The sequence below is a fragment of the Streptomyces sp. NPDC096339 genome (assembly GCF_044762985.1).
GTDB lineage: Bacteria > Actinomycetota > Actinomycetes > Streptomycetales > Streptomycetaceae > Streptomyces.
The window spans coordinates 32,000-54,298 of the sequence record NZ_JBIWFI010000001.1; the positions used below are offsets into that span (position 1 = coordinate 32,000).

Genomic DNA, 22,299 nt, shown 5'->3' on the forward strand with positions numbered 1-22,299 from the left:
CACCTGCCAGGCGACTCCGCTCCCCCGCCACGGCCTCCTTAAGACGATCTCGTTGAGAGCGACGGTCCGCTCGCCGTCCTCGACGATGAAGCCCTCAGCCAACCGTGTCTGCGTCGAGGACCACCAGGCGGTGTCCGAACCCAGTGAGGGGGAACGAGGTAGAGCGGAGCGCATCCCGGCAAGGGTGACGGGATGCGCTCCGTCGTACCGGCTTGTCGGAGCCGGTGATCTCGGGGTCTACCAGGGTCCGCCCGGGGCGGTGGGGTCCTGGGGGGCCTGCTGCGGGGCATCCGTGGGCGAGGGCGCCTGGCCGCCGGGGTGGAGGTGCCGGGCCCGGGTGTGGTGGGGGTGCAGGGGGCCGGGGAAGGCGACGCCCGGGGGGTTGACCGTGTCGGCGGGAGCCGGGGGCCCGGACTCCGGTCCCGGTGCGGGCCTCCGCGCCGATGCCTCGTACGTGGGGTACTGCCAGTCGGGGGCCGGCCCCTGGCTGTCGTGCGCGGGCGGGTCGGTCGGGAGGAAGGCCGGCGGGTCGGCGGTGTAGGGCGGCCACGCGGTGGCCGGGGCGGCGGGGGTCGGCCTGTACGGGAGGCGAGGGGCTCCGGCGGCGCCCGTACGGGGAGTCGCGGCCGCCGCGGTGCGGAAGGTGTGGGCGGTGCCGGCGCCGGCGAAGGCCGGGACGGAGTCCGGGTCCGCTTCGGTGCCGTGGCCGAGGTGGTTGAACAGGTAGTTCAGCAGGACCGCGACCAGGCAGCCGGCCGTGACTCCCGACCCCAGGATGGTGCCCACCGCGTCCGGCAGGCGGTCGTAGAAGTCCGGGCTGGCGACGGGGAAGAGGCCGAACGCCAGGGTGACGGAGACAATGACGCTGTTGTGGCCGGTGCCGAGGGAGGCCTTGGTGAGGGTGCGGACGCCCGCGACGGCGACGGAGCCGAAGAACACCACGGCGGCGCCGCCGAGGACGGGCAGGGGGACGAGCGCGACCAGGGAACCCAGCACCGGTACGAGGCCCATGAGGACCAGGACGGCTCCGCAGAGGGCGACCACGTAGCGGCTACGGATCCGGCTGAGCGCCACCAGGCCGACGTTCTGGGCGAACGAGGTGTTGATGAAGCCGCCCAGAACGCCCCCGAAGACGGCGGCCAGGCCCTGCGCCCGCAGGCTCCCCGCGATGGTCCGGTCCTGGGTGGGGCGGCCCGTCACCGCGCCGAGGGCGAGCAGGGAGGCGGTGGATTCCATCATGGACACCAGCATCACCACGACGACGGTGGCGATCACCGTGGGTACGAACCGCGGAGCTCCGAACGCGAACGGCTCGGGCAGTGCGAAGAGGGGGGCCTGGCCGAGGGCGTCGAGGTCGACCTTGCCGAGGGGTACGGCGATCAGCGTGCCGGCGACCATGCCCAGCAGGATGGCGATGCGGCCGAGGAACCGGCCGGACAGCAGCCGGTGGAGGGCCAGGGTGATGGCGAGGGTGGCCGCGGCGAGCGCCAGGTTGGTGGGCGAGCCGAAGTCGGCGCTCCCGGTGTCGCCGCCCCGGGCCCAGACGCTGGCCACCGGGAGCAGCGAGATCCCGACCAGGGTGATGACGCAGCCGCTGACGACCGGTGGGAAGAACCTGACCAGCCGGGAGAAGGCGGGAGCCAGCAGGAGGCAGACGATTCCCGCGACGAGGGTGGCTCCGAAGATCGCGGGCAGGGCCCCATCCCGCCCGTCGGCGGCGATCATGGCGAGAGCCGGGGAGACGACGGCGAACGAGACGCCGTTGGCGAAGGGCAGTCGGGCGCCTATGCCGAACCGACCGAGGGCCTGGGCGACGGTGCAGAGTCCGGCGACGAGGAAGGAGGCGGCGAGCAGGGCGGAGAGCTGGGCCGGGGGCAGACCGAGGGCACCGCCGATGATCAGGGGCGGGGCGGTGAGGCCGGAGTACATGGCGGCCACGTGCTGGAGTGCGGCCGGCACCAGGCGGCGGACCGGAAGCATCTCGTCGACCGGGTGCGGGGGTGCATCCGTGGTCGGGTCGGCCGGGTATGCGGGTGTGGTGGATGTGGTGGGCGTGGCGGCCTTGGTGGCCTTGGTGGTGGTTCTTCTGGCTGAGGCGCGGGGCGACAAAGCAGGTCCTTGGGAAACCGCCGTCGGCATGGGGCTGCCGGCGGCGTGCGGATGGAAGGTCGACCGGCGCCGGGGGACGGCCCGTACCGGCGCGTGGCAGGCGGAGCGGATACCGCAAGGGGTGGGCGGCATCCGGTGCCACACCTGCTTTCGCATCGCGGAAATGAGATTCCGCTGTGAACGGACGCGACTCTAGGTAACGGGTCCATCATTCGTCAACTACCCCAAAGAGACTGGGTACTTCGGCTCGGACTTTGGAGGAACTTCCAATCCCGGAGGTTCGCGCGAACGTTCCGAGTCCGACCAGATCAGACGAACGCAATGGTCAGAGCACTGTCGCGCAGGTCACTTTCCGACCAATTCGCCGTCCCGCCACCCCCTCCGGCCGACCCGCCGCCCGGATCCTCGACAGCCCGCGGCAACGGCCTTTACCCATCGGGCCCTTGGCTAAATCCCGATGGATGCCTACGGTTTGCCGCTATGTCTTCCGCTGAAGATCCCTACGCTCCGTCACCCTCCGGCGGTCTTCCACCGTTCGCCCCCGCACGCGCCTATGAGGTCCGCGCCGGGCTCGGCCTGACCCTCGGTCAGGTGGCCTGGGCCATCGCCGCCTACTGTGGCGAACCCGTACACCCTTCGTCCGTGGAAGCCTGGGAGGCCGGAATCGCCGTACCCGACGAGAAGGAGATCCGGGCGCTGGCCGCCGCCCTGTGGTGCTCCCCGGCCGACCTCGTCGGAGAACCCGTCACCCTCGCCCAGTGCCGGAACGTCGCCGGGCTCTCCCCGAGCGAGACCGCAGCCGCGCTGGGGATGACCCAGGCGAGCTGGGAGACGGTCGAGAGACGCAACCACTGGCAGGGCACAGCTGCCCAGACCGGAGCGCTGCTGCGCACGCTCCGTCCGCCGCCGGCCTGCTTCGTGGCCGCCTGCGGTACGAGAGGCCGGCTACAGCTCCTGCTCCGTGAGGCGGTCAGCGGCTGGTGGCCCAACCACGTCACCGCCGTCAACCGCATCGTGCCCCTCGACCCCGCCGTGATCCATTACGCTCTGGAACGGCTCCACTTCGTCTACCAGCAGTTCGAAGGCTCCGCCGGAGCGTCTCCCCGGGCCGCCGCACTGGCCGAGGTACAGGCCTCGGAATTCCTCGAACACATCGACCAGCATCTGTGGCGGGAACTCCCCGCGGCGGCCGACAGGGCGGCGCAGAGCGCGTACGAAGGATGAGGGAAGGCGCTGGAGAACTCACCGTGACGGGAAGCGGATTCCTCGCCTCCTTCCTCGTCACCGGGCGCCTGCACGGCATCGGCATCGGTGCCGCTCTCGGCGCTGTGGATCCGCTGGCACGGGGCGGTGCGCGCGAAACTCCCGGCCGGCGTCGCACGCCTGCCCCTGCCGACGAGCGCGACCGCTCTCCGATCCGGTACACCATGGCGGCCATCGACGGCACCACAGCAATCGCCTGCGGCGAGCCCGTCTCCTCCGAGGCTCGGGAGAACGCACTCGTCCGAGACCGGCAGCGGATCACGGACGAGAAGCGCACCGCTGCACTCCGACCGTCCTACCCGCCTTTGATCCGCTGCTGAGTCACGGCACGAGGGTGGCGGCACCCAGCAGGCGGCGCAGGCGAAGCAGCAGATCCATGAAGGAGTGCGACAGTCGACCCGCTGCAGCCGCGCGCCGCAGAGCGTGCCGTGAGAGTCCGGTGGCCCGGGTGCGCCAGAGTGGCCGGATGCGCCGCATATGTCGCTTCCGTCCTTCCTAGGCGCATTCATGCCGACCTTCCAGGCGAGTGGTTGCGGTGCGGAAGTGGCCAGAGAGGCAACTGATGCCTGCGGGTCGGGTGGGACGGGGTGGGTTTTGCAAGAAGGTCCGCTTTCGTGGCAGTGGAGACCGTGGTGGTGTACCGCCCCATGACAGCGGCATCCACCCCAAGCACCGCTTCCATGTCAGCAACCGACGCGGCCCCTGGTCATACGACCAGCACGAGCGCCCGGCGAACCATCGCCCGGGCCATCGCGACCTTCGTCTCGAAGACGACCTCGTCGCCGATGCCGGCCTGACGGCACCGTTCCCGGTCGTCCGTCCAGGAGGCCGGCAGGTAGAGACGTCGGTCGATCAGGGTGCGGCCGCGGCCTGCGGCATAGGCGAGGAAGACCCCGACCTGGCAGTTCTCCGTCCGCCCCGCCGTGCCGGAGTACTGCCTCTGGACACCTGCCGACCGATCACCCTTCTTCAGGAAACCGGTGTCGTCCACGATCAGCACCGCATCCGGGTCGCCGAGATGCTCGACGACGTACTCGCGCACGTCGTCCAGGACCTCGTCCGCGTCCCAGTCGATCCGGTTCAACAGCCGGTGGATCCTGTCCGGACCCGTATGCCTGGCCTCCTCCGCCAGCGTCCAGCCATTCTTTCGCTCCAGGGAAGCGATCAGCCCCCGCATATACGCAAGCGCCGACTCACGCGGCTCCGACCTGGCGAAACGATGCACGAACCGCTCATGCAGAGCTTTCAGTTCATCCGTCCACGACCGGGCATCAGACAGTTCCCCACCCATGAGCAGACCAACGACCGACCTACCCAACCGTCACGACAAAGACCGTTGCAGTACTGACGCGTCAAGTCCTCGTCGGTGAGTCCGCGGTTTCCCCAGCGGTTCCAGAGCGTGCGGTGCCATTCGTCGGCGTCGGTGCCGGGCGGTGTGACCGACGGCGTAGGGCAGAGCGCTACACGCCACCTGGCCGTAGCTATACGAGAACAGGGCCGCCCACAGGCGGTCGACGTCCCGTGTGATGAGGTAGGTCCGCGCGAGATTGCAGCGCAAGTACACAAGGGGGCAGGAATGCAGGGCACCGTACGACGAGGGTTGTGGCGGAGGGCGGCGGGCGTCACCGTCGCAGCGCTGGCGGTAAGCGCAGGATCGGTGATACCCGCGGCTGCCGACACGGACCCGCCGGACTACGTCACGCTCATGAAGGCTCAGGAGATGTGGAAGGTCGCAGACGGCAGCGGCATCACGGTGGCCGTCGTCGACAGCGGCTTCAAGCAAGTCCCGGGCGTGCGGAGCGAGTCCGTCCTTCCAGGCGTGTCGGTCATGTCACCGCCGGCCGGGCAGCCGGGCAAGACGTACCCGGCGCACGACGATGTCGAAGGGCACGGAACCACCATGACCGCGGCGATCGTCGGCGACGGCTCAGGAGGGGGCCCTAAGGGTCTGGCTCCCGGCGCGAAGGTCATGCCCGTCCGCACCAGCCTTGGCACGCCCATGGCTTTTGCCGCAGGCGTCGAAGGTGCCAGGGGAATCCGGTACGCGGCCGACAACGGAGCCAAGATCATCAATTTGAGCTGGGGCGACTACTACGCCTACCCAACGCTCAAGGAGGCTGTCCAGTACGCCCAGAGCAAGGGGGTACTCGTCGTCGCTGCCATGGGAAATGAGGGGGAGAGCAACAACGCGATCAACCTGATCACCCAGGTTCCGGGAGTCCTCGGCATAGGAGCCATCGACGAGACCGGCGAGCCCCTGAAGCTGACCTCCCACGGGCACACCACGGACCTATCCGCATACGGCAGCAAGGCCCCCGTCCGCTGCAAGGACAACACCGCCTGGTGTGTGAGGGACGGAGGCACCTCGTACGCCAGTGCCCTGGCCTCTGCCTCCGCCGCGCTCGTATGGTCGGCTCACCCAGACTGGACCGCCAATCAAGTCGCCCGCGTCCTCATCGAGACCGCCGGCGGCCCCGTCGACGGCGCCAAGCGCAACGACTGGATCGGCTACGGAACGGCCCGCCCGAGCTGGGTGCTGCTGAAGAAGGCAGGCAACCCGGGTCCACCTGACGTCGATCCCCTGGCCCCGGCCCCCACGAACACCCCCGCCCCCGCCCCCAGCCAGACAACTGCTGCTGCTGCTGCTGTGCCAGCGGAAGCTGCGGCTGCGGAAGCGGGCCTGCCTTGGCAGTGGCTGGTACTCGGCGCCCTCGTCGCCGCGGGCCTCGGCCTCACCGGCACGCTGATCGTCAAGCGCCGCCGCAGTTGATCCTTGGCCCCGATTCCCAGGCCGTCGCCCGCGAGCAAGCCGCGGCGGCGGCCTGGGGGCCGGGCCGTGGCCACGGCCCAAATGCTGGTCGGCCCCATACGGCTGAGCGGCGCGGGCCTGCGGACAGTTTCCTGGCCGAGTTGAAGCTCGATCCGGTGTATCCCGTGAGCGCCCAGAATCCGTCGGCGTCGAGGACGAACATCTCCGCGAAGCCGCCACCGTCGACGTCCTCGGAGGCGGTGATCTGCCGCAGGGTCGCGGGGTCGGGTGCGCCTGCGGGCAGGAAGATCTCCATCCGGCGGCTTAGCCCACGATCTGACACGGATGTTCCTCAGCCCCCGATGAGCGTGTCGCTCAACCAGCCAACTCACGCACACGTCATCGTCTACCTGCCGGACGCCGGACGGGCGCCGCGTCCCCGTCGACGGCGAAGTCCTCGGTCGCGCGCTCAGCGCGGCCGACCTCCTCGAACGCCCCGGCCGCAATGTCATCGCTCTCCAGTCGCGGCTCCCGCACGCCGGTGACTCACCGATCCGGTCACCACTCACCGGCCCTTGCACTCCCCAGAGTCACCATTTCTCCCACCACCCACCAGGCCCCCATCGCCGGCGACTCACCCCACCGAACCAAGTCAGCAGCCCCTGTTGCCCCGTTCCCGGCCTGCCCGCCACCGACTCAGCAGCGCGGCACCCCACCTTCGACCCCTGCCGGTCAACGGCTTACGAGCCGTCCGGCCGCCGGCCACACGAACTCAATGGTCCACGGCGCGGCGCAATCCGAGGGAAAAGCCGTGAACGACCAGACGACGTCCGGCGCGGACGCCACAACTCGGGCCAGTCCTCGCAATGGAGCTGTGCTGGGCAACGCCCGCGCCACTACCCTGCGGCATTGTCTGAACCTGCCTGGCGTTTTTGATCCCATGGCCGGCACTCAGCGTTCGGGAGAGACCGTCTACTGTGCTAACAACGTTGGTGTCCGTAGTGGGGGGTCTGTGGTTATGAAGGTGCATCCACTGCCGCGGTTGCTGGGCCATGCCGCGCTCGCGGTGTGCCAGGTGGTCGCGGCGATCGTGATCGCGACTCGTTTCGACGGTGCCTGGGTCTGGGTATACGTCGCCGTCACGGTACTGGGTCTACTCGGGACCTATCGAGGCGCCCAGGTGGCGTTGCGGGAACTGACAGGTCAATCCCCGGAGCATGCTCGGCGATGAAGCCCTGCCTCGGGCACGGCGTCCTGGTGACGGTGCAGTGGGGCAGCGCTGGAGCACGGCTAAAGTGAACCGGCTTGCGGGTGCCTGCGGTCAGGCTCCCGGGTGGTTCTTCTTGTCCCAGCTATCGGTGTGGGGTCTGCCGCTGCGGGCGATGCGCCTGGTCATGAGGGTGATGAGTGACCAGTTCAGGTGGGCTTCGCTGTGCTGGAGCAGGCGTTCGTAGTCTCTCGCGTTGCGTCGGGCGTTCATGATCCAGCCGATGGTCCGCTCCACTCGCCAGCGCCGGGGAAGGACGATGAAGCCCTTCGCACCCCTGGGCCGGGAGACGGTCCGCAGGGTGATGTTGAGGAAGTCCCTGGCCCAGTCGACGAGCCGGCCGGCGTAGGCGGAGTCCGCCCAGACCTGGGTGATCTGCGGCTGGGTGAGGCGAAGGCGCCAGAGGCGTTCGCGGGCCGCGTCGCGGTCGGTCATGTCGGCTGGGGTCACCATGATCATGACGGGCATGCATTTGGCGTCGACCACGATGTGCCGTTTGCGGCCGTTGATCTTCTTGGCCGCGTCATACCCGCGGGTGTTCTGGCTGACGGTGTGGGCTGCCTTCACCGACTGGGAGTCCACGATCAGCGTGACGGGATGTGGGCATCGTCCCAGGTCAGTACGGATTCGGCGCCGGAGCTGGTCTCGGATGTAGGTGACGCAGTCAGCCCGGTTCCAGCGGGTGAAGAACCCGTAGACCGTCTCCCAGGGCGGGAAGTCAGCCGGGAGGGCACGCCACTTCGCGCCGTTGTCGACGATGTAGCGGATGGCGTCCACGATCTGTCGCGGGGCCACTTTCCGGGTGCCCGCCGGTCTTGGTCTGGCAGGCCGGGGACCGCCACCACCCTCTCCACCCGGCGGTCGCCCGGCGCCGGACCGTACCCGTTCCACCGACTTCTGCCGAACTTCACTCCGACGACTACAGCCGACTCTCCGTCACCGGCTCCCGCCTCCGGCGGCCCGCCGAACAACGCGTCCCCGGGGAGCCCAAACAACGGGTGTGGGCCCCGCCCTGCTGCGGACTGCGGCCGCGTCAGGCCCTACGGCGCCCGGCGGGCGGATGCCAGCGCCAGGAACACCGCCGCTACCAGGGCGAGGCCCCCGGCGAGCAGCAGCCCAGAACCCAGCAGGCCGGCGACCGCCGTCACAGGCAGCCAGGCCGCGCCGACGTCACCTGGCGCGCCCTGTGCCCTTTAGCGGGTGCGGCCTGCTGGCGGTGCGCGCGCACGGCCGGCTCGGCGGTGGCGGCCTGACGGGGGGCTGCGCGCCCATCTTCACGGCGTCCTCGACAGATTCCTTGTCATACCCCGTCAGTCGATTTCCCTCTGTGTCCCTGATCGGTCCCTGAGCCGACCCGGAAAGGGCCCTGATCGTAGCGCCATGTGGGCGACGGAGCGCCTAACGTGACGATGGTGTCCCGGCCGGGTCCGCACGCTTCACGCAACCGCTCTCTTCGTGAGGAGGATCCATGCCGCCAAGGGACAGATCCGCACTGCGGCGCATGGCCGCGCGGCGCACGATCATGGCCGTGGGAGCCATCATGGCCGTCATCACCGGCCTCGCCGCCGCTCCCGCGGTCCACGCGTCGCCGGCTGCCGCCGGAGCCCTGCGGTGGGCACCTTGTGGCGACCCGGCGCAGCCGGAAGCAGAGTGCTCCACTCTTTCGGTGCCGGTCGACTGGGCCCACCCGGACGGGCCGAAACTCGAGTTGGCGGTGGCCCGCCGCAAGGCTGGCGAGCCCGGCGCACGCGTCGGCTCGATGGCGTTCGGCCCAGGCGGGCCGGGCGACTCGGGTGTGGACATGGTGGTACGCCGCATCGGCCGCTTCAGTACCGAGGTCCGCCGCCGGTTCGACATCGTCAGCTTCGACCCGCGCGGCGTGGGCAACAGCAGCCCGGTGACCTGCTCCGGCGACCTGCTCGCCGAGCGCCCGTCACCGGAGCTGAAGAGCCAGGCGGACTTCGAGGCCACCCTGGCGTACAACGGGCGGCTCCGAGCCGACTGCCGGGCCCGCACCGGCCCCGTGTTCGACCACCTCGACACCGGCCAGACGGTCCGGGACCTGGACGCCCTCCGGGCCGCCCTCGGCGAGCGGAAACTGACCTTCCACGGCAGCTCGTACGGCACACTGCTCGGGGCCCAGTACGCCGAGACCTACCCGCGCCGGGTGCGCGCGATGGTGCTGGAGAGCGTCATGGACCACAGCGTCCCGACCACCCGCGAGTTCCTGCGGTCCGAGGCGGCCACGGCCCAGGACTCGTTCCAGGAGTTCGTGAAGTGGTGCGACCGTGCCGTGCACTGCGCGCTGCACGGCCGCGACGTCCACGCCGTATGGCAGGGGCTGTTGGCCCGGGCCGGGCGCGGCGAGCTGGAGGACCCCGCGAAGGCGGGCACCTCGCTGTCATCTTCGGACCTGGTCAACAAGACCGCGTTCCGGAAGTTCTACGGAGCCGACTACACGGGCCTGGCCACGGTGATCGCAAGCATGGATGCGAGCAGACCGCTGCCCGCGTCGCCCACCTCGACAGCTCCGCTGCCTCCTGCCACCCCGGTCTTCTGCTCCGACTGGCGCCTGCCGGTACGCGACTACCAGGAGTACACCGCGCTCGTCGCCATGATGAACAAGACCGCGCCCGACCTGCCCTTCCTGCTGCCGATCCACATGGCAGCCGCGTGCCTGGGCACGCCGACCGCCAACCCGCAGCACCGCCTCGACGCACACGGCGCACCGCCCATCCTGGTCTCCAACGCCCTGCACGACCCCGCCACCGGCTACCCGTGGGCGGTCTCGGTGGCCCGCCGGCTCGGCCGCAGCGGCGTACTCCTCACCTACGAAGGCCACGGCCACGGCAGCGTTACCAGGGGCCCGTGCATGCAGGACACCGTGGACGGTTATCTCACCGACCTGGAAGTCCCGCCCCAGGGCACCAGCTGCCCAGCCCTACCACTCTGACAGTCTCGTCCGGCTGGAGGGCTACCTCGTCCTCCAGCCGGGGCGGCGGAGAACCGCCGTCGTACGACCGCACAGACGAACGGCGAACGGGCCGCCTCACCGAATCAGCTCGGGATCGTCTCGGGCACCGCCGACTGCGACCAGAGTCCGCCGCCGCACGTGCCTACCACCAGCTGTACGGAACCCTGGCCCCACCGCGTCTCACCACCGCACTCGACAAGCCGGTTGAGCAGTGGCCCACCAACGTCCGTCGGCTGGCGGAAGTTGGGGGGCTCCGGTACGCGCTGCCCGGCGGGCTCCCGCGCTCCCCAGGCAGCGTTCCAGCCGGCGCCCGTACCAACTTCGAGACTCGGTGACCGCGGCACTCGCCCGGCACCGCCTGAGCCGGCTGGCCCGTCGGAGCTCTTTCCTCCACACCGATCGATACCTACCATCGGCACCACACCCGGGCCCTGGGGAGGCCGAGGCGATGTCAGGGCAGTGGCAGGGACAATGGCACCACCCGGAGATGGTCCCGCCGCCTGCCGACTGGCGGCCGACGCCTCCGCCGCTCCCGAGCCCAGGAGTCCTCCTTGGCAGCGCCTTCCGGATCCTGGGCCGGCACTGGCTGCGCCTGCTGGGTGCCCTGTTGCTGTCCCAGCTGGCGATCTTCGTCCTGGCCGGGATGACCTGGTTCGGCATCTACGCGCTCCGGGGTGGCCAGGACCCGGAAGGCGCCGCCAGCCCGGACTACGTGACGGACATGCTCCTGATCGTCCTCGTTCCCGCTCTCCTGGCCATCTTCCTGGTCCAGGGCGCTGTCGGGTCCCTGGCCTCCACCCTGGCCCAGCAGGACGCGAACGGACAGCGAGTCACCGTACGCGGCCTCCTGAGGGTGAGCGCGCCCCGGATCCCCGGCACGGTCGGCGGCTACCTGCTGACCATCTTCCTCTTCCCCTGCATGCTCAGCCCTCTCGCTCCGCTGCTGGCCTGGCCGTGGGTGGTGTACTCGCTCGCCCCGTCGGTCATGGCCCGCGACGGAGTGGGCATGTTCCGGGCCCTGGGCCGGTCGGCGGCGCTGATCAAGGGCGTGTGGTGGCCGGCGTTCTCCACCCTGGCCCTCGCGGCGCTGATCGCGTTCGGCATAGACCTGACGGTGGGCTTCCTGCCTCTTGACTCGATGGTGAACAGGGCCGGCAACGAGCCCACGGGCCCGCCCGACGCCTCCCTGTCCCTCGGCATCATCATCGCGGCCGTCTCCGTCGCCTTCAGCGTCCTGATGTTCCAGGTGGCCTTCGCCCACCTGGTCGCCGACCGGCTGTGCGAAGCCCTCAGGGCCCGCCACACCACCTGACCCTGGCCCTCGGGCACGGCCGTGCCGTGAAGTCGGATGTGAGTAGTCGGGGTACAGAAGATCCCGGCGAGAACGATCAGGGTCCGGTCGACGCGAGGGGTGATCAAGCGCTTGAACCACGGATATGCGGTCCTCCCGATCACAGCCCACCCCCCTTCGGTACGCACTGATCAACGCCGCCGCCAGCGCCATGGCGCTGCTCGGCTGCGCGTTGCTGCGCCGCCGTCCGCTGCCGGCCCTGGCGCTGCTGCTGGGCGGTTCGGTCGCCGCGTCGACGACGGTGAGCGTGGCGGACGTCCCACTGGCGCAGTTTCTGGCCTTCGATCTTGCGCTCGGCTGCGTCACGGCCACGCGGCCGCCGCACACGGGCCGCGCCGCCGCGGGCATGTCGCTGGGGGTGATGTCCGGCTACGTGCTCGTCCGACTGCTGCTCGGGGCGAGTCCGGGAGCGTCCGCTGTGCTGGTCATGGTCCGGGTCGCCGTGGTCGCATGGCTGACGGGGCGTTCGGTACGCGAGGACCGACGGCATGCCCAGGTACTGCGCACCCAGTTGACCACCCAGGCGGTCACCGCCGAACGGCTCCGCATCGCGCGTGAGCTGCACGACATGATCGCGCACAGCATCGGCGTCATCGCCCTGCAGGCCGGTGCGGCCGGCCGGGTCCTCGAAACCCAGCCGGCGGCGGCCCGTGGCGCGCTGCGAGCGATCGAGTCCGCCGGCCGGGAGACGCTCTCGGGCATGCGCCGGATGGTCGGCGCGCTACGCGAGGCGGAGGCCGGGCAGCAGGCGAAAGAGGCGGCGTTCGACCCGGCACCTGGTCTCGCGGACGTCGACCGGCTGGCCGAGCGGACGACGCAGGCCGGGGTGAAGGTCGACGTGCGCTGGAACTGCGAGAGGCGGCAGCTACCTCCCGAGATCGACGTGTCTGCCTACCGGATCATTCAGGAGGCGGTCACCAATGCGGTGCGTCATGCCGGGACCAGCTCCTGCCAGGTGTTCATCGGTTGCCAGGACAACGAACTCTCGATCGAGGTCCTGGACAGCGGACCCGGCCGCACCAACAGCTCGGGCTCCGGCTACGGACTCGTCGGCATGCGCGAACGAGTCGGACTGCTCCACGGTGACTTCCATGCCGCACCACGCCCCGAAGGCGGCTTCCGGGTTACCGCCCGCCTCCCCGTTCCGTCAGGAATCTCATGACCATCCGCGTCCTACTCGTCGACGACCAGCCGCTCATCCGGACCGCGCTCCACATGGTCATCACCGACTCCCCCGACATCGAGGTCATCGCGGAGGCCGGGACCGGCACCGAGGCCGTCGAACTGGCCGTGGACGCCGGACCCGACGTAGTCGTGATGGACCTCCGCATGCCCGGCATGGACGGCGTCGAGGCGACCCGTCAGATCATCGCGGGTCCGAGCACCGCGCATGTCCTCGTCCTGACCACCTTCGACGACGAATCCGTCTACGGGGCTCTACGCGCCGGCGCGGCCGGCTTCCTCGTCAAGGACTTGGCGGTGGACGACATCCTCGCGGCGATCCGGGTGGTCGCCGCAGGCGACGCACTGATCGCTCCCAGCGTGACCCGCCGTCTGATCAAGGACTTCTCAAGCCGCTCGGCCCCGGCAGCCAGGAACCGCCGCACACTGGCCTCCATCACCGACCGCGAACGTGAAGTACTGGGCCTCGTCGGCACGGGCCTGTCCAATAGCGAGATCGCCGCCCACCTGTGCATCAACGTCGCGACCGCCAAGACATACGTGACCCGTCTGCTGTCCAAGCTCGACGCCCGCGACCGGGTCCAGTTGGTCATCATCGCCTACGAGAGCGGGCTGGTGGAAGTTCCGCAGTGAGCGGCCAATTCAGGATCGGCTTCCACCTCATAGAAACGATGGATGGGTGGCCCGGAGGTGACTACTTCGACACCCGCGGCCTACTGCGGCAGCATTGCCCGTCCAGGGGCGCTGTCACCCTACCGGGACACTCTCACCGTCGCTTTGACCTTCGGCGATGGCGATCCCGACGACGCGATGAAGGGCGTTCTGGTACGCCAAAGCATTGCCTGGTTCCTTCTGCCAGGGGTGGATGATGACGGTGGCGGCGTGCAGCGATCCCAGAGGGGTTCCGAGGTGGAGGGCGGCGGAGCGTCGAGAAGAGCCGGTGGCCATCCGGACGAGTCGGATCGCCGCGTCCCACCGCAGTTGCCGTCTCGGTGCGTCGAGTTCGTCGAGCGGGGCGGTCCAGTACTCGGGCAGGACAGCTGGAATGGTGCGAGGGTCGAGTCGTATGTTCAGTGAGGGTTTCGGCTCGTTTCTAAACCCCGGCCGAACAGGCAACTCTTCCGAGTGATTGCATGCATACGGAACGTTATCTAGCCTGTTGCCGCAAGGAACTTGGACCGATCAAAATTGGGATGCGGCATGGCTGTACGAACTGTTCGAGGGTTTCGTAGGTTGTTCACGGCAATTGCGGGGGCGGGACTGCTGGCCGGCTCGTTCAGCACCTCCCCTGCTACTGCTGCTGCCGCTGCGGGGGCGGAGGAGTTCAAGGCGTTCAGTCTCTGGTTCGACATCGGCGAACTCTCCAACACCAACGAGTGCATCCCGTCCTGGGTGACGGCCCGGTACAGGGACGCGTCCGGCAGCGACACCTGGACCAGGCTGGTGCGCACCAACACCAACGGCTGCGACTCCGACCCGGAGCACCTGCAGAAGTTCGGCGACTTTCAGAACACCCACAGCCGGGTCAACCTGCTGGCCGGCCCCAAGCCGGCGAACCACATCGTCTGGAAGGACCTCACCAGTCTGACCCTGACGGTGAGCACACCGAATACCCCTCCAGGTCGTCAGAAGAATGTGAAAATCACTCGGCAAGAAATCTGGGCCCAGGACACCAACAACAACTGGCATAAGCTTTTCGACAAGCCCTACACTTACGTGTTCGCTGATGGCTACAACGACTTCGAGATGTTCGTCGACCACTAAGTTTGGTCTTTAACCTCTACCGCTTCCGGGGGCACGTGACGCGGCCGCCCTCCACGCTTCGAGATGTCGAGTCACGAAGTGCAAGAGTACGGCCGCTGCCCATGAGTGTCCCCGCTGCCCGGCGAGGGTGGCGGCCCGTACTACTGCGCCGTCAGACAGTGGGCAAGCCTGCGTACTTGTGGCGCCCGTAGCCGCGACCGTCACCGCGCCAGTCCAGGAACAAGATCGAATCGGCCAGGGCGCCGGGCCTGGCCCGGTGACTGGTCGTCGGCGTGCGATAGCGCCCGCCATAGTTCCCGCAGGACGTGCTGTCCTCTAGCCGACGCTCGATCTCCGTGAAGTCCCTCTCGACCACCACGGGGTCGGTCCAACTGGCGAGGCGACAGCCGCGGCCACCGCCGCGCAGCTGATGGTGACTACATGCTCCCCAACTCGTCAACCGCCAAGCCGGCGGCAACTTCGGCTGGTCAGCGATGAGCCTTTCCGGTGGTGTCGATCAGTTTGTGGGAGATGAGCTCGGCGACGGGGGCGGGCCAGAGCTGGATGAGGTGCTGTTCCAGGGGATGCTCGTCGTCGGGTTCGGTTGCGTTGCGGGCCGCGTCACGGCCGCGGGCGTGGACGCGGATCCGCGTGGGCCGGCCTGTATAGGCGGCCAGGGAGGGGAAGGGTGTCGCGTCGTGGGCGTCGAAAATGTAGGCGTCACCGTCTGGAAGTTCCAGGCTCGCTTCGACGACCTCGTCCCAGTCGTCCAGGACAGGCGCCGGTGGGGAGGTGGGGTGCAGTTCGAGGGTGACGGTGACGTAGCCGGTTTCGAGGCCGGTCAGGATGACGGCGAACGTGCCGGGAACGCCGATGCCGGTACCCGGGCGGAGTGGGGCGAGGAGTCCGTTGAAGCCGGTGTAGGTGAATCCTGTGGGGTCGAATTCGGTGCCGTAGAGGTAGTACTGGCTGTCGCCGGCCCAGACGGGTGCGGTGGCGGTGATGTCGTGGAGGGCGGTCATCAGGGCACCTCGACCCAGAATTTGTCGCCGTTCAGGACGCGCTGCGCCTTGTAGAAGGCGGAGAGGCAGCCGCCCTGGCTGTGCTGTTCGGAAGTGGGGACCCAGGCCCATCCCCAGTCGCGACGCTCGGATTTCGAGGCGCCCTGGTCGGTGCGTGCGAAGGGGTACTCGTCGCAGGACTGGCCCTGGGTACGTTTGCGGGAGGCAGGGCAGGCGGTGTCGCGGTTGGCGCGTTCGAGTGTGGCGTCGGTGCTGCGGGTCAGGGCACTGCCGCGGGTGGGGTCGCCGTAGTGGTGAGGGCCCGCGTCCATGACGCGGCGGATGTTCGCGGCGATGGCCGGGAGCCGGCTCAAGGTGGTGAGGGTCGGGCTCGCGGCGGGGAACACGCACCCGCGTTGACTCCGATCTCCTTGTCGCACCGGAACGCCTCGGACTTCCATGACGCTGTGCCCGGTGTGGCCGCGGCCGAGGTCGCGGTCACCGTGTGGGATGCGGTGGTGGTGTTCCGCTTGGTCGTGGAGTCCCGGTACGTGATCGTGCCTGCCGTCTGCCTGCCGGCCTCCACCGTCGTTCAACGGGTACGAGGGCTTCATCTGGGCGGAACTCCTCGATCGATGGCTCTGGTAGCCGTCCTCCGCACCTCGATGACCCCGTTCCTGTTCACGGTGTCGTCGCACGCGAAGAGGTCCTCCAGCCGCAGCGGGTGGTGTGGCTGAGCCGGTCCAGCGTGTTGCGACAGAACCGCTTCTCGAAGTCTTTCACCACCTTGCCCACCAGCCGCCGCACTTGCCCACCAGCCGCCGCACCTGCCCCGGCGCCGGCGCCGCCGCCGGTTCGATGTGGTAATTGCGGCACCGGGCCACGACCGCCGCGCAAGCCGGTCGCGCGACAGCTCCGCGGGCACAGCTCGGTGGCCAGGCGCGCGGCAAGGCGGTCCTGGTCCTCCTCGGTGTTCGCCCGGACCCCATACGCCGCCCGGATCTCGCCCTGGTGCCGCTGGATCGCCTTGCTCTGCCAGTCGTAGTCCGCCCACGCCTCCGCAGGCACCTTCACCTGCTGGGCCACGTAATCCACCGCAGCGGCCGTCACCTCTTTGACCCCGAGCGATTCTTGCGCCGTGGAAGGCCGTGCCGGCCGTCACGGCACCGTGAACCAGCAGATGTCACCGGAGTCGGGCAAACGGGAATCGGCATCGATCACTGCCGCGATTCGCGCCAAGGCCCCCGCCTTGTCCGATTTCCATGGCAGGAAGGGACCCTGTTCCGACTCTGTCAGGTCTCCCGGCCTCGCCCCGGCGTCGTACAGGTCGCCGACGATCCGCAGGAGCAACACAAGCTGCTCCTCGAACGAGGCTCCCCGTCCGAGCAAACTCCCCACGGCTCCGCTGATGACCGAGAAGCCGACCCAGTCGTCGTGTGCGTACTGGCTCAGATAGTCCAGCTCTCGGCGGTACGCCTCCTGGTTCACCAGGCCTCAGTCCCCATGCTGCGGAATGTGGAAGCGCTTCATGTCCAAGCCGTCCACGTCGTTGTAGTCAATGGTCGCTCCGCCAGACCTGCTGAACGACCGACAGGTCACGGTCGCCTTCGGGTCGTCCGACAGCTTCCATGTTTCGATGGTGCCCTTCGGAACCTGTCTGACTTCGGGATCGCCGAGTTTGGCGTGCAGATCCAAGCGGATCCTTTCCAACTCCACCTCGTCGACCATCCTCACGCCAGGGTTGATCTCCTCTCCCCTCATCTTGCCGTCGCCGTCGAGGGCGGTCCCGCGTGCGGAATCATGGCCGGAGCGGCCATGGCCGTCTCCTCGGTCTTCGTGGTCGGCAACAGCCTGCGTCTGCGCGGCTTCCGAGCCGCCACCGGCTGAGGAGCCGGGCCGGGTTCAGTGCGCGTTCCGGGCGTCCGAGGCGGATCGGCAGGGGGGTAGCCCCCCTGCCGATCCGCCTGCCCGCCGGATGGCCGCCGGGCGGCCCGGTCGGCGATCGTCGATCTCCTGACGCAGGGTGCGTACGGGGGAAGGGAAGAGCGTGCGATTCAGGAGTTCCAAAGCGGCAACGGCCCTGGTGGTGCTGGCCCTTGCCGGCGGGGCGGTGGCCCCCGCCTCAGCCGCGCCACGACCGCCTGCCGACGGCGTCTGGCGCGTCGAGGGCTACGGCACCGTTCTGTCGGTCGCGGACGGACGCCTACAGGAGTACCAGACGACAGCCGTGAGCTGCATCAAGGGCGCCGCAGCGCGGCGAACGGCCGAGGGCGCCTACCGCACCGACGACGGGACGGTCCTCACCATCCGGCCCTCGGGGTCGCTGCACGTGGCCGGATCGGCGGGGGACAGGGAGCTGCGCCGGCTGGCCGGGCTCCCGGCGGCGTGCGGGCGCTCCACGTCCGACGACCCGGTGACGACGTTCGACGTCTTCTGGCAGTCCTTCGAGGAGAACTACCCCTTCTTCGCGGCCAAGGGCATCGACTGGCACGCGCGACGGGACCTGTACCGGGCCAAGGTGCACGCCGGCACGACGAGGGACGAGCTCTTCTCCCTCTTCAGCGACATGGTGGCGCCGCTGTACGACGCGCACGTGGCCGTCATCGACGGAGACCGCCGCTTCGCACAGGTCCGCCCGGGCACGCCGGCGATCGGCGAGACGCTGGACGACAGGGTCAAGGACCACATCCTGCGGTACGACCTCGACGGCAAGAGCCCGACGGAATTCGCGAACGGGCGGATCGGCTATGCCGACCTGCCCGGCGGGCTGGGCTACCTGCGCATCTCCGGATTCGCCGGCTACGACGCGCAGGACTCCTCGTACGCCGCCCAGCTGGCCGAACTCGACAGGGCACTCGACACCGTCCTCACCGTCGAGCGGACCGCCGCCTTGAAGGGACTGATCATCGATCTGCGCATCAACGGCGGCGGCTCCGACGCCCTCGGCCTGCGCCTTGCCGGGCGCCTGAGCGACACTCCGTACACCGCCTACCGCAAACGCACCCGGTACACCCACCCGCAGCCCGTCCGGGTGCAACCCGACGCGCACGCCCCCCGCTACGGCGGCCCGGTCGCCGTACTGACCGCGAGCACGACGTTCAGCGCGGGCGAGACGTTCACCCAGGCCCTCATGGACCGGCCCGGCAGGACCGTCCGCATCGGCGAGGCGACCCAGGGCGTCTTCTCCGACGTCATGGAGCGCGCGCTCCCCAACGGCATGAAGGTCCGACTCCCGAACGAGGAGTTCCTGACCCGCTCGGGGCGGACCTTCGACGGTGACGGCATCCTGCCGCACCTTCGCACACCGGTCTTCACCGAGGAGGAGTTCGCGAAGCATCGCGACTCGGCCTTCGACACGGCCGTCGCGGAGCTCCGGGAGTAGCGGCGAGGCCGCCCCCGGTCGGCGAGGGTGAGGGCGAGGAACAGCGGCGCGGGGGTGAAGCCGGTCTGCACCACCGCGACCCACTGCGGCGAGGCGTAGGCGAGCCAGGTCACCGGGAGACGATGATCACCTCCGTGATGCCCCACCTCGTGCGCCGTGGCTGCTGAAGGAGTGGGATCCCACGTCGACCCCCAGGCCCGGAGAACCTACTGCGGGCCTGCGGGGGGTCGCCCCGCCACACGAACGGTGCAGTGACGACGACTGCGGAAGCTATAGGCCCAAACTCGAGGCGAAGCCCGAGAAATTGGGTGCTACGACCCGCCACTCGCACAGAAAGGGGTCCGTCCAGAAGTCGCTGCCGACGATACGAGGATCTGAGGGGTCAGGCCGGTAGTCGAGAGCCAGAGCGCCATCATCACCGGGGTTGCGAGTGGTGGCGATCAGCACTGCCCGTTCAACGTCAAGCCAAGGAAGTTCAAGCGGGGCGACGCTCCTGCTTCCGCGTGCCTGGCGAAAGAAGGCGGAGTGCGGATCATCGGCGACCATGTCCATCGATTGGGACGCGTACGCCATCTGCTCGGGGTTCGAGACGAAGCCAAGTGGGTCCTTGAACCACGGAATGGCCTTCGCCAGCACCACATCGCCCGGATGACGCCAGAGGTTGCGATCGATGAACGACGTCAGTAGGGCGGGCAGAGTAAGTCCACGGACTATCGAAGGCACCATGGTGCACAGGTTCGCACGCGGGGAGCACCGAGGAGACACGCTCTAGCGGGCGTACCTACGACGGTTCAGCGTGGAGCACACGTTCCGCCTGCTCAAGCAGACGCTCCTGCGTCCGCTGCGCAACCGGGACGCGCCGGAGCTGGACGAGGACGACGAAGGCGTGGGCTGAACGCCTTCTCTCGGCTCGCCCGCTGTTACGAGCGGCGCGCCACCGCATCGATACGCATGGTTCGACCTGGCAGACACGATCATCGCCGTGCGCAGTCTGACTCGGCAGGCACGGACGACTCACCGCCGGGACCAACGCCCGAACCGTCGGCAATGACTGTCGCGCCGTCCCTAAACGTCGCGCACCGCGAGCAGTTCGACCGCTGCCCCAGACGACTCCAGCAGCGGAGCAGCGGAGCAGCGGCAGAACGCCGGGAATCCGCGCGGTGCGCAGCGAGATCCTCGCTGCTGGGAAAGGAAACGCGGCTACATGACCGGCACTACCAGCATCCCCACCACTTCCGACCTCCGCGGCGACTTCTTCCCCGACTGAACGAAGAGCGGCCTCGCTCCCCCTCACGACCACAGCTCGGCCGTTCCCTGGCGTGGCACTCGTACCGGTCGTCTTCCTCGACCGGCCCGGTCCCGCCGAGCATCCGGGTCCTGGTGCATAGGCAGCCGGCGCGCTGACGCCGCGCCGGCGGCTTTCTGGGGTGGGTGGCCTGCGCGTTCGCAGCCACGGCCACCGCCTCATTCGCCTTCCCGACACGAGCGATACCCGCACGCACCTCACACCGGTAACCATGCGGCCTCGGAAGCGTTCCCCACACGTGAACGATCTACAGGTGGCAGGGGACGGCCCCGGCGCAGTGCCCGGACCGGCCGCGGCGGCTGCGGGCACCGCGGCATCCGACGGCGGCCCGCCCTGGCGGGGGCCGGTGCCCGCGGCCGTGGTGTTCGACTGCGACGGCCTGCTGGCCGACTCGGAGCCCCTGTGGGCTGCCGCGCGGGGCAAGCTGTACCGGCGCAGGGGCTTGGCGTTCGGGGAAACCGAGCGGAAGGCACTGCTGGGGCTGGACGTTCCGGACGTCGCCACGGTCATGGCCGGGCACTTCGGGGAGGCGGGGCGTGAGCGGTTCATCGAGCAGGAACTCCTGGATGCGGGCATGCGGCGTCTGCGCATGGGTGTGCGCGCGATGCCCGGGGCCCTTGAATGCGTGGCCGCGATCGCGAGATTGATGCCGGTGGCGGTGGCGAGCAACGCGCCCCGGTGCGTGCTGGACCCGACGTTGGAGGCTATCGGGCTCGCCGGCAGGTTCGCGGTGACGGTCGCTGCGGACGAGGTGGATGCCTCCAAGCCGGCCCCGGACGTCTACCTCGCCGCATGCCGCGGCCTGGGCGTGGTGCCGGAATCGGTTCTGGTCTTCGAGGATTCTCCTGTGGGGGTTCGGGCCGCGAAAGCCGCCGGGATTCCGGTCGTGGCCGTCGGGAACACGTCCCCCCTTGCCGATGTCCTGTGGGGGTCTCTCCTCGACCCCGGGCTTGCGCGATGGCTCGACTGCTGGCGTGCGGCGGGACACGGAAGCCGGCCGGAGCCGCCGGTGTGACCGCCGGGCGTACAGCGCCGCGAGCGGTACGCGCTCCAGGCAACCGCCGGCGCGTCCGGCACGCCGGCTCCCAAAATGCCTGCCCGGCGGCTCCCCCGGGTCCGGTCGTGCTTCATGCGCTCCTCCGGCCGTGCGGGGCCGCACGTGTCCGCCCGGGCCGCTGAATCGTTGCGCCGTACAGTGCCCGAGGCGGCAGGACCGCCAACCCGTCCGAGACAGGACCACCATGCCCCACCTCCACCGCGACCAGATCCGCTCCGTCCTGGAGAGCGAGTACACGCGCACCGTCGACCGCGGGAGGCTGCCCGTCGTCGAGCGCGAACTGACCCGCCTGACCCGCGAGGACATCAAGGGCGCGGTCGTGGAGCTGGGCTGCTACCGCGGGGCGATGACCACCTGGGTCCGCGCCGTCCTGACCGCCCTCGGCGACGAGCGGGCCGTACACACCTACGACTCCTTCCAGGGCCTGCCGCGTGGTGGCGAGAAGGACAATGCCGCCGTACCGGCGGGCGAGTTCACCGCCGGCCCCGAAGACGTCACCGCCCTGCACGACCGATTCGGGCTCCGGCGGCCCACCGTCCACCCCGGCTGGTTCGCCGACACCCTGCCCGGCCGGCTGCCCGACACCATCGCCTTCGTCTACCTCGACGGCGACATGTACGACTCGATCCTCACCGGCCTGACCCACTGCGTGCCACGCCTGGCACCCGGCGCGGTCGTCCTCGTCGACGACTACGCCGACCCGACCGTCCCCCTCGACCAGCCGACCGTCGCCAAACCGAAGTACCCAGGAGTCCTCAAAGCCTGCCAGGACTACTTCGCCGCCGCCCCGTACCCGGTCACCTGCGCCGCAGAGTCATGCGAACTCGGGATCTACCGCCAGCCGCAGCCGGCCGCCGTCTGACCGACACAGGGCAACGCTCGCCTCGCGTACCCGATCCCGGGACCGGTGCGGGC

Annotated in this window: 19 protein-coding genes and 2 pseudogenes; 12 read left to right on the forward strand and 9 right to left on the reverse strand. The window is 69.4% G+C overall.

Annotation, left to right across the window (positions count from 1 at the left end):
• Positions 1 to 237: 237 nt before the first annotated feature.
• Positions 238 to 2,109 carry a solute carrier family 23 protein gene (locus ACIQ5Y_RS00195; RefSeq protein ID WP_403873137.1) on the reverse strand — a complete coding sequence of 624 codons (1,872 nt, stop codon included), beginning with the start codon at positions 2,107 to 2,109 and terminating at the stop codon, positions 238 to 240.
• A gap of 480 nt (positions 2,110 to 2,589) precedes the next feature.
• Here ACIQ5Y_RS00195 and ACIQ5Y_RS00200 point away from each other — a divergent pair, with 480 nt between their 5' ends.
• Together ACIQ5Y_RS00200 and ACIQ5Y_RS00205 are read left to right on the forward strand one after the other, a co-directional pair.
• Positions 2,590 to 3,333 (forward strand): helix-turn-helix domain-containing protein, encoded by a 744-nt coding sequence (locus ACIQ5Y_RS00200; RefSeq protein WP_403873140.1) that lies wholly within the window; start codon positions 2,590 to 2,592, stop codon positions 3,331 to 3,333.
• Between the two features lie 23 nt (positions 3,334 to 3,356).
• Positions 3,357 to 3,692 (forward strand): hypothetical protein, encoded by a 336-nt coding sequence (locus ACIQ5Y_RS00205; RefSeq protein WP_403873142.1) that lies wholly within the window; start codon positions 3,357 to 3,359, stop codon positions 3,690 to 3,692.
• Between the two features lie 401 nt (positions 3,693 to 4,093).
• Here ACIQ5Y_RS00205 and ACIQ5Y_RS00210 read toward each other — a convergent pair.
• Positions 4,094 to 4,663, reverse strand: a pseudogene (locus tag ACIQ5Y_RS00210) (IS701 family transposase); the annotation flags it as partial.
• A gap of 414 nt (positions 4,664 to 5,077) precedes the next feature.
• Here ACIQ5Y_RS00210 and ACIQ5Y_RS00215 point away from each other — a divergent pair.
• Positions 5,078 to 6,142 (forward strand): S8 family serine peptidase, encoded by a 1,065-nt coding sequence (locus ACIQ5Y_RS00215; RefSeq protein ID WP_403873145.1) that lies wholly within the window; start codon positions 5,078 to 5,080, stop codon positions 6,140 to 6,142.
• Between the two features lie 1,318 nt (positions 6,143 to 7,460).
• On the opposite strand, the pseudogene ACIQ5Y_RS00220 reads toward ACIQ5Y_RS00215, so the two are convergent.
• Positions 7,461 to 8,220, reverse strand: a pseudogene (locus ACIQ5Y_RS00220) (IS5 family transposase); the annotation flags it as partial.
• Between the two features lie 636 nt (positions 8,221 to 8,856).
• Here ACIQ5Y_RS00220 and ACIQ5Y_RS00225 point away from each other — a divergent pair.
• The 5 genes from ACIQ5Y_RS00225 (at position 8,857) to ACIQ5Y_RS00245 (ending at position 14,659) form a co-directional block, all read left to right on the forward strand.
• On the forward strand, positions 8,857 to 10,341 hold the full coding sequence (locus tag ACIQ5Y_RS00225; protein ID WP_403873148.1) for an alpha/beta hydrolase: 1,485 nt from the start codon (positions 8,857 to 8,859) through the stop codon (positions 10,339 to 10,341).
• A 508-nt stretch (positions 10,342 to 10,849) separates the two neighbouring features.
• The gene (locus ACIQ5Y_RS00230) at positions 10,850 to 11,674 is read left to right on the forward strand and encodes a hypothetical protein (protein WP_403873151.1); all 825 of its coding nucleotides are present in this window, start codon (positions 10,850 to 10,852) and stop codon (positions 11,672 to 11,674) included.
• A gap of 190 nt (positions 11,675 to 11,864) precedes the next feature.
• Positions 11,865 to 12,875 (forward strand): sensor histidine kinase, encoded by a 1,011-nt coding sequence (locus ACIQ5Y_RS00235; RefSeq protein ID WP_403873154.1) that lies wholly within the window; start codon positions 11,865 to 11,867, stop codon positions 12,873 to 12,875.
• The gene (locus ACIQ5Y_RS00240) at positions 12,872 to 13,528 is read left to right on the forward strand and encodes a response regulator (protein WP_403873157.1); all 657 of its coding nucleotides are present in this window, start codon (positions 12,872 to 12,874) and stop codon (positions 13,526 to 13,528) included. Before ACIQ5Y_RS00235 ends, ACIQ5Y_RS00240 begins: the two co-directional genes overlap by 4 nt.
• Positions 13,529 to 14,128: 600 nt before the next feature.
• Positions 14,129 to 14,659 (forward strand): hypothetical protein, encoded by a 531-nt coding sequence (locus ACIQ5Y_RS00245; RefSeq protein WP_403873160.1) that lies wholly within the window; start codon positions 14,129 to 14,131, stop codon positions 14,657 to 14,659.
• 467 nt (positions 14,660 to 15,126) lie between these two features.
• Here ACIQ5Y_RS00245 and ACIQ5Y_RS00250 read toward each other — a convergent pair whose 3' ends face one another.
• From ACIQ5Y_RS00250 to ACIQ5Y_RS00270, 5 genes are all read right to left on the reverse strand, one after another.
• The gene (locus tag ACIQ5Y_RS00250) at positions 15,127 to 15,660 is read right to left on the reverse strand and encodes a hypothetical protein (RefSeq protein WP_403873163.1); all 534 of its coding nucleotides are present in this window, start codon (positions 15,658 to 15,660) and stop codon (positions 15,127 to 15,129) included.
• Positions 15,660 to 16,013 (reverse strand): NucA/NucB deoxyribonuclease domain-containing protein, encoded by a 354-nt coding sequence (locus ACIQ5Y_RS00255; RefSeq protein ID WP_403873166.1) that lies wholly within the window; start codon positions 16,011 to 16,013, stop codon positions 15,660 to 15,662. The genes ACIQ5Y_RS00250 and ACIQ5Y_RS00255 overlap by 1 nt, the downstream gene beginning before the upstream one ends.
• Positions 16,014 to 16,320: 307 nt before the next feature.
• The gene (locus ACIQ5Y_RS00260) at positions 16,321 to 16,749 is read right to left on the reverse strand and encodes a DUF4158 domain-containing protein (RefSeq protein WP_403873169.1); all 429 of its coding nucleotides are present in this window, start codon (positions 16,747 to 16,749) and stop codon (positions 16,321 to 16,323) included.
• Positions 16,750 to 16,797: 48 nt separating this feature from the next.
• On the reverse strand, positions 16,798 to 17,127 hold the full coding sequence (locus ACIQ5Y_RS00265; protein ID WP_403873172.1) for a hypothetical protein: 330 nt from the start codon (positions 17,125 to 17,127) through the stop codon (positions 16,798 to 16,800).
• Between the two features lie 6 nt (positions 17,128 to 17,133).
• Positions 17,134 to 17,334, reverse strand: a complete 201-nt coding sequence (locus tag ACIQ5Y_RS00270; RefSeq protein WP_403873175.1) for a hypothetical protein — start codon at positions 17,332 to 17,334, stop codon at positions 17,134 to 17,136.
• Between ACIQ5Y_RS00270 and ACIQ5Y_RS00275 the strand changes: the two genes are divergently transcribed.
• On the forward strand, positions 17,323 to 17,526 hold the full coding sequence (locus tag ACIQ5Y_RS00275) for a hypothetical protein (RefSeq protein WP_403874490.1): 204 nt from the start codon (positions 17,323 to 17,325) through the stop codon (positions 17,524 to 17,526). The two genes, ACIQ5Y_RS00270 and ACIQ5Y_RS00275, sit on opposite strands and share 12 nt — an antisense overlap.
• A 160-nt stretch (positions 17,527 to 17,686) precedes the next feature.
• A complete protein-coding gene (locus ACIQ5Y_RS00280) occupies positions 17,687 to 19,021 on the forward strand; it encodes a S41 family peptidase (RefSeq protein ID WP_403873178.1) in 1,335 nt (444 codons plus the stop codon).
• A 270-nt stretch (positions 19,022 to 19,291) separates the two neighbouring features.
• Here the strand turns inward: ACIQ5Y_RS00280 and ACIQ5Y_RS00285 are convergent, their stop codons facing one another.
• Complete coding sequence (locus ACIQ5Y_RS00285) at positions 19,292 to 19,747, reverse strand: hypothetical protein (protein ID WP_403873181.1); 456 nt, start codon at positions 19,745 to 19,747, stop codon at positions 19,292 to 19,294.
• Positions 19,748 to 20,673: 926 nt separating this feature from the next.
• Here ACIQ5Y_RS00285 and ACIQ5Y_RS00290 point away from each other — a divergent pair.
• Both ACIQ5Y_RS00290 and ACIQ5Y_RS00295 read left to right on the forward strand, forming a co-directional pair.
• On the forward strand, positions 20,674 to 21,342 hold the full coding sequence (locus ACIQ5Y_RS00290; protein ID WP_403873184.1) for an HAD family hydrolase: 669 nt from the start codon (positions 20,674 to 20,676) through the stop codon (positions 21,340 to 21,342).
• Between the two features lie 226 nt (positions 21,343 to 21,568).
• A complete protein-coding gene (locus ACIQ5Y_RS00295; RefSeq protein WP_403873187.1) occupies positions 21,569 to 22,246 on the forward strand; it encodes a TylF/MycF/NovP-related O-methyltransferase in 678 nt (225 codons plus the stop codon).
• Positions 22,247 to 22,299 lie beyond the last annotated feature (53 nt).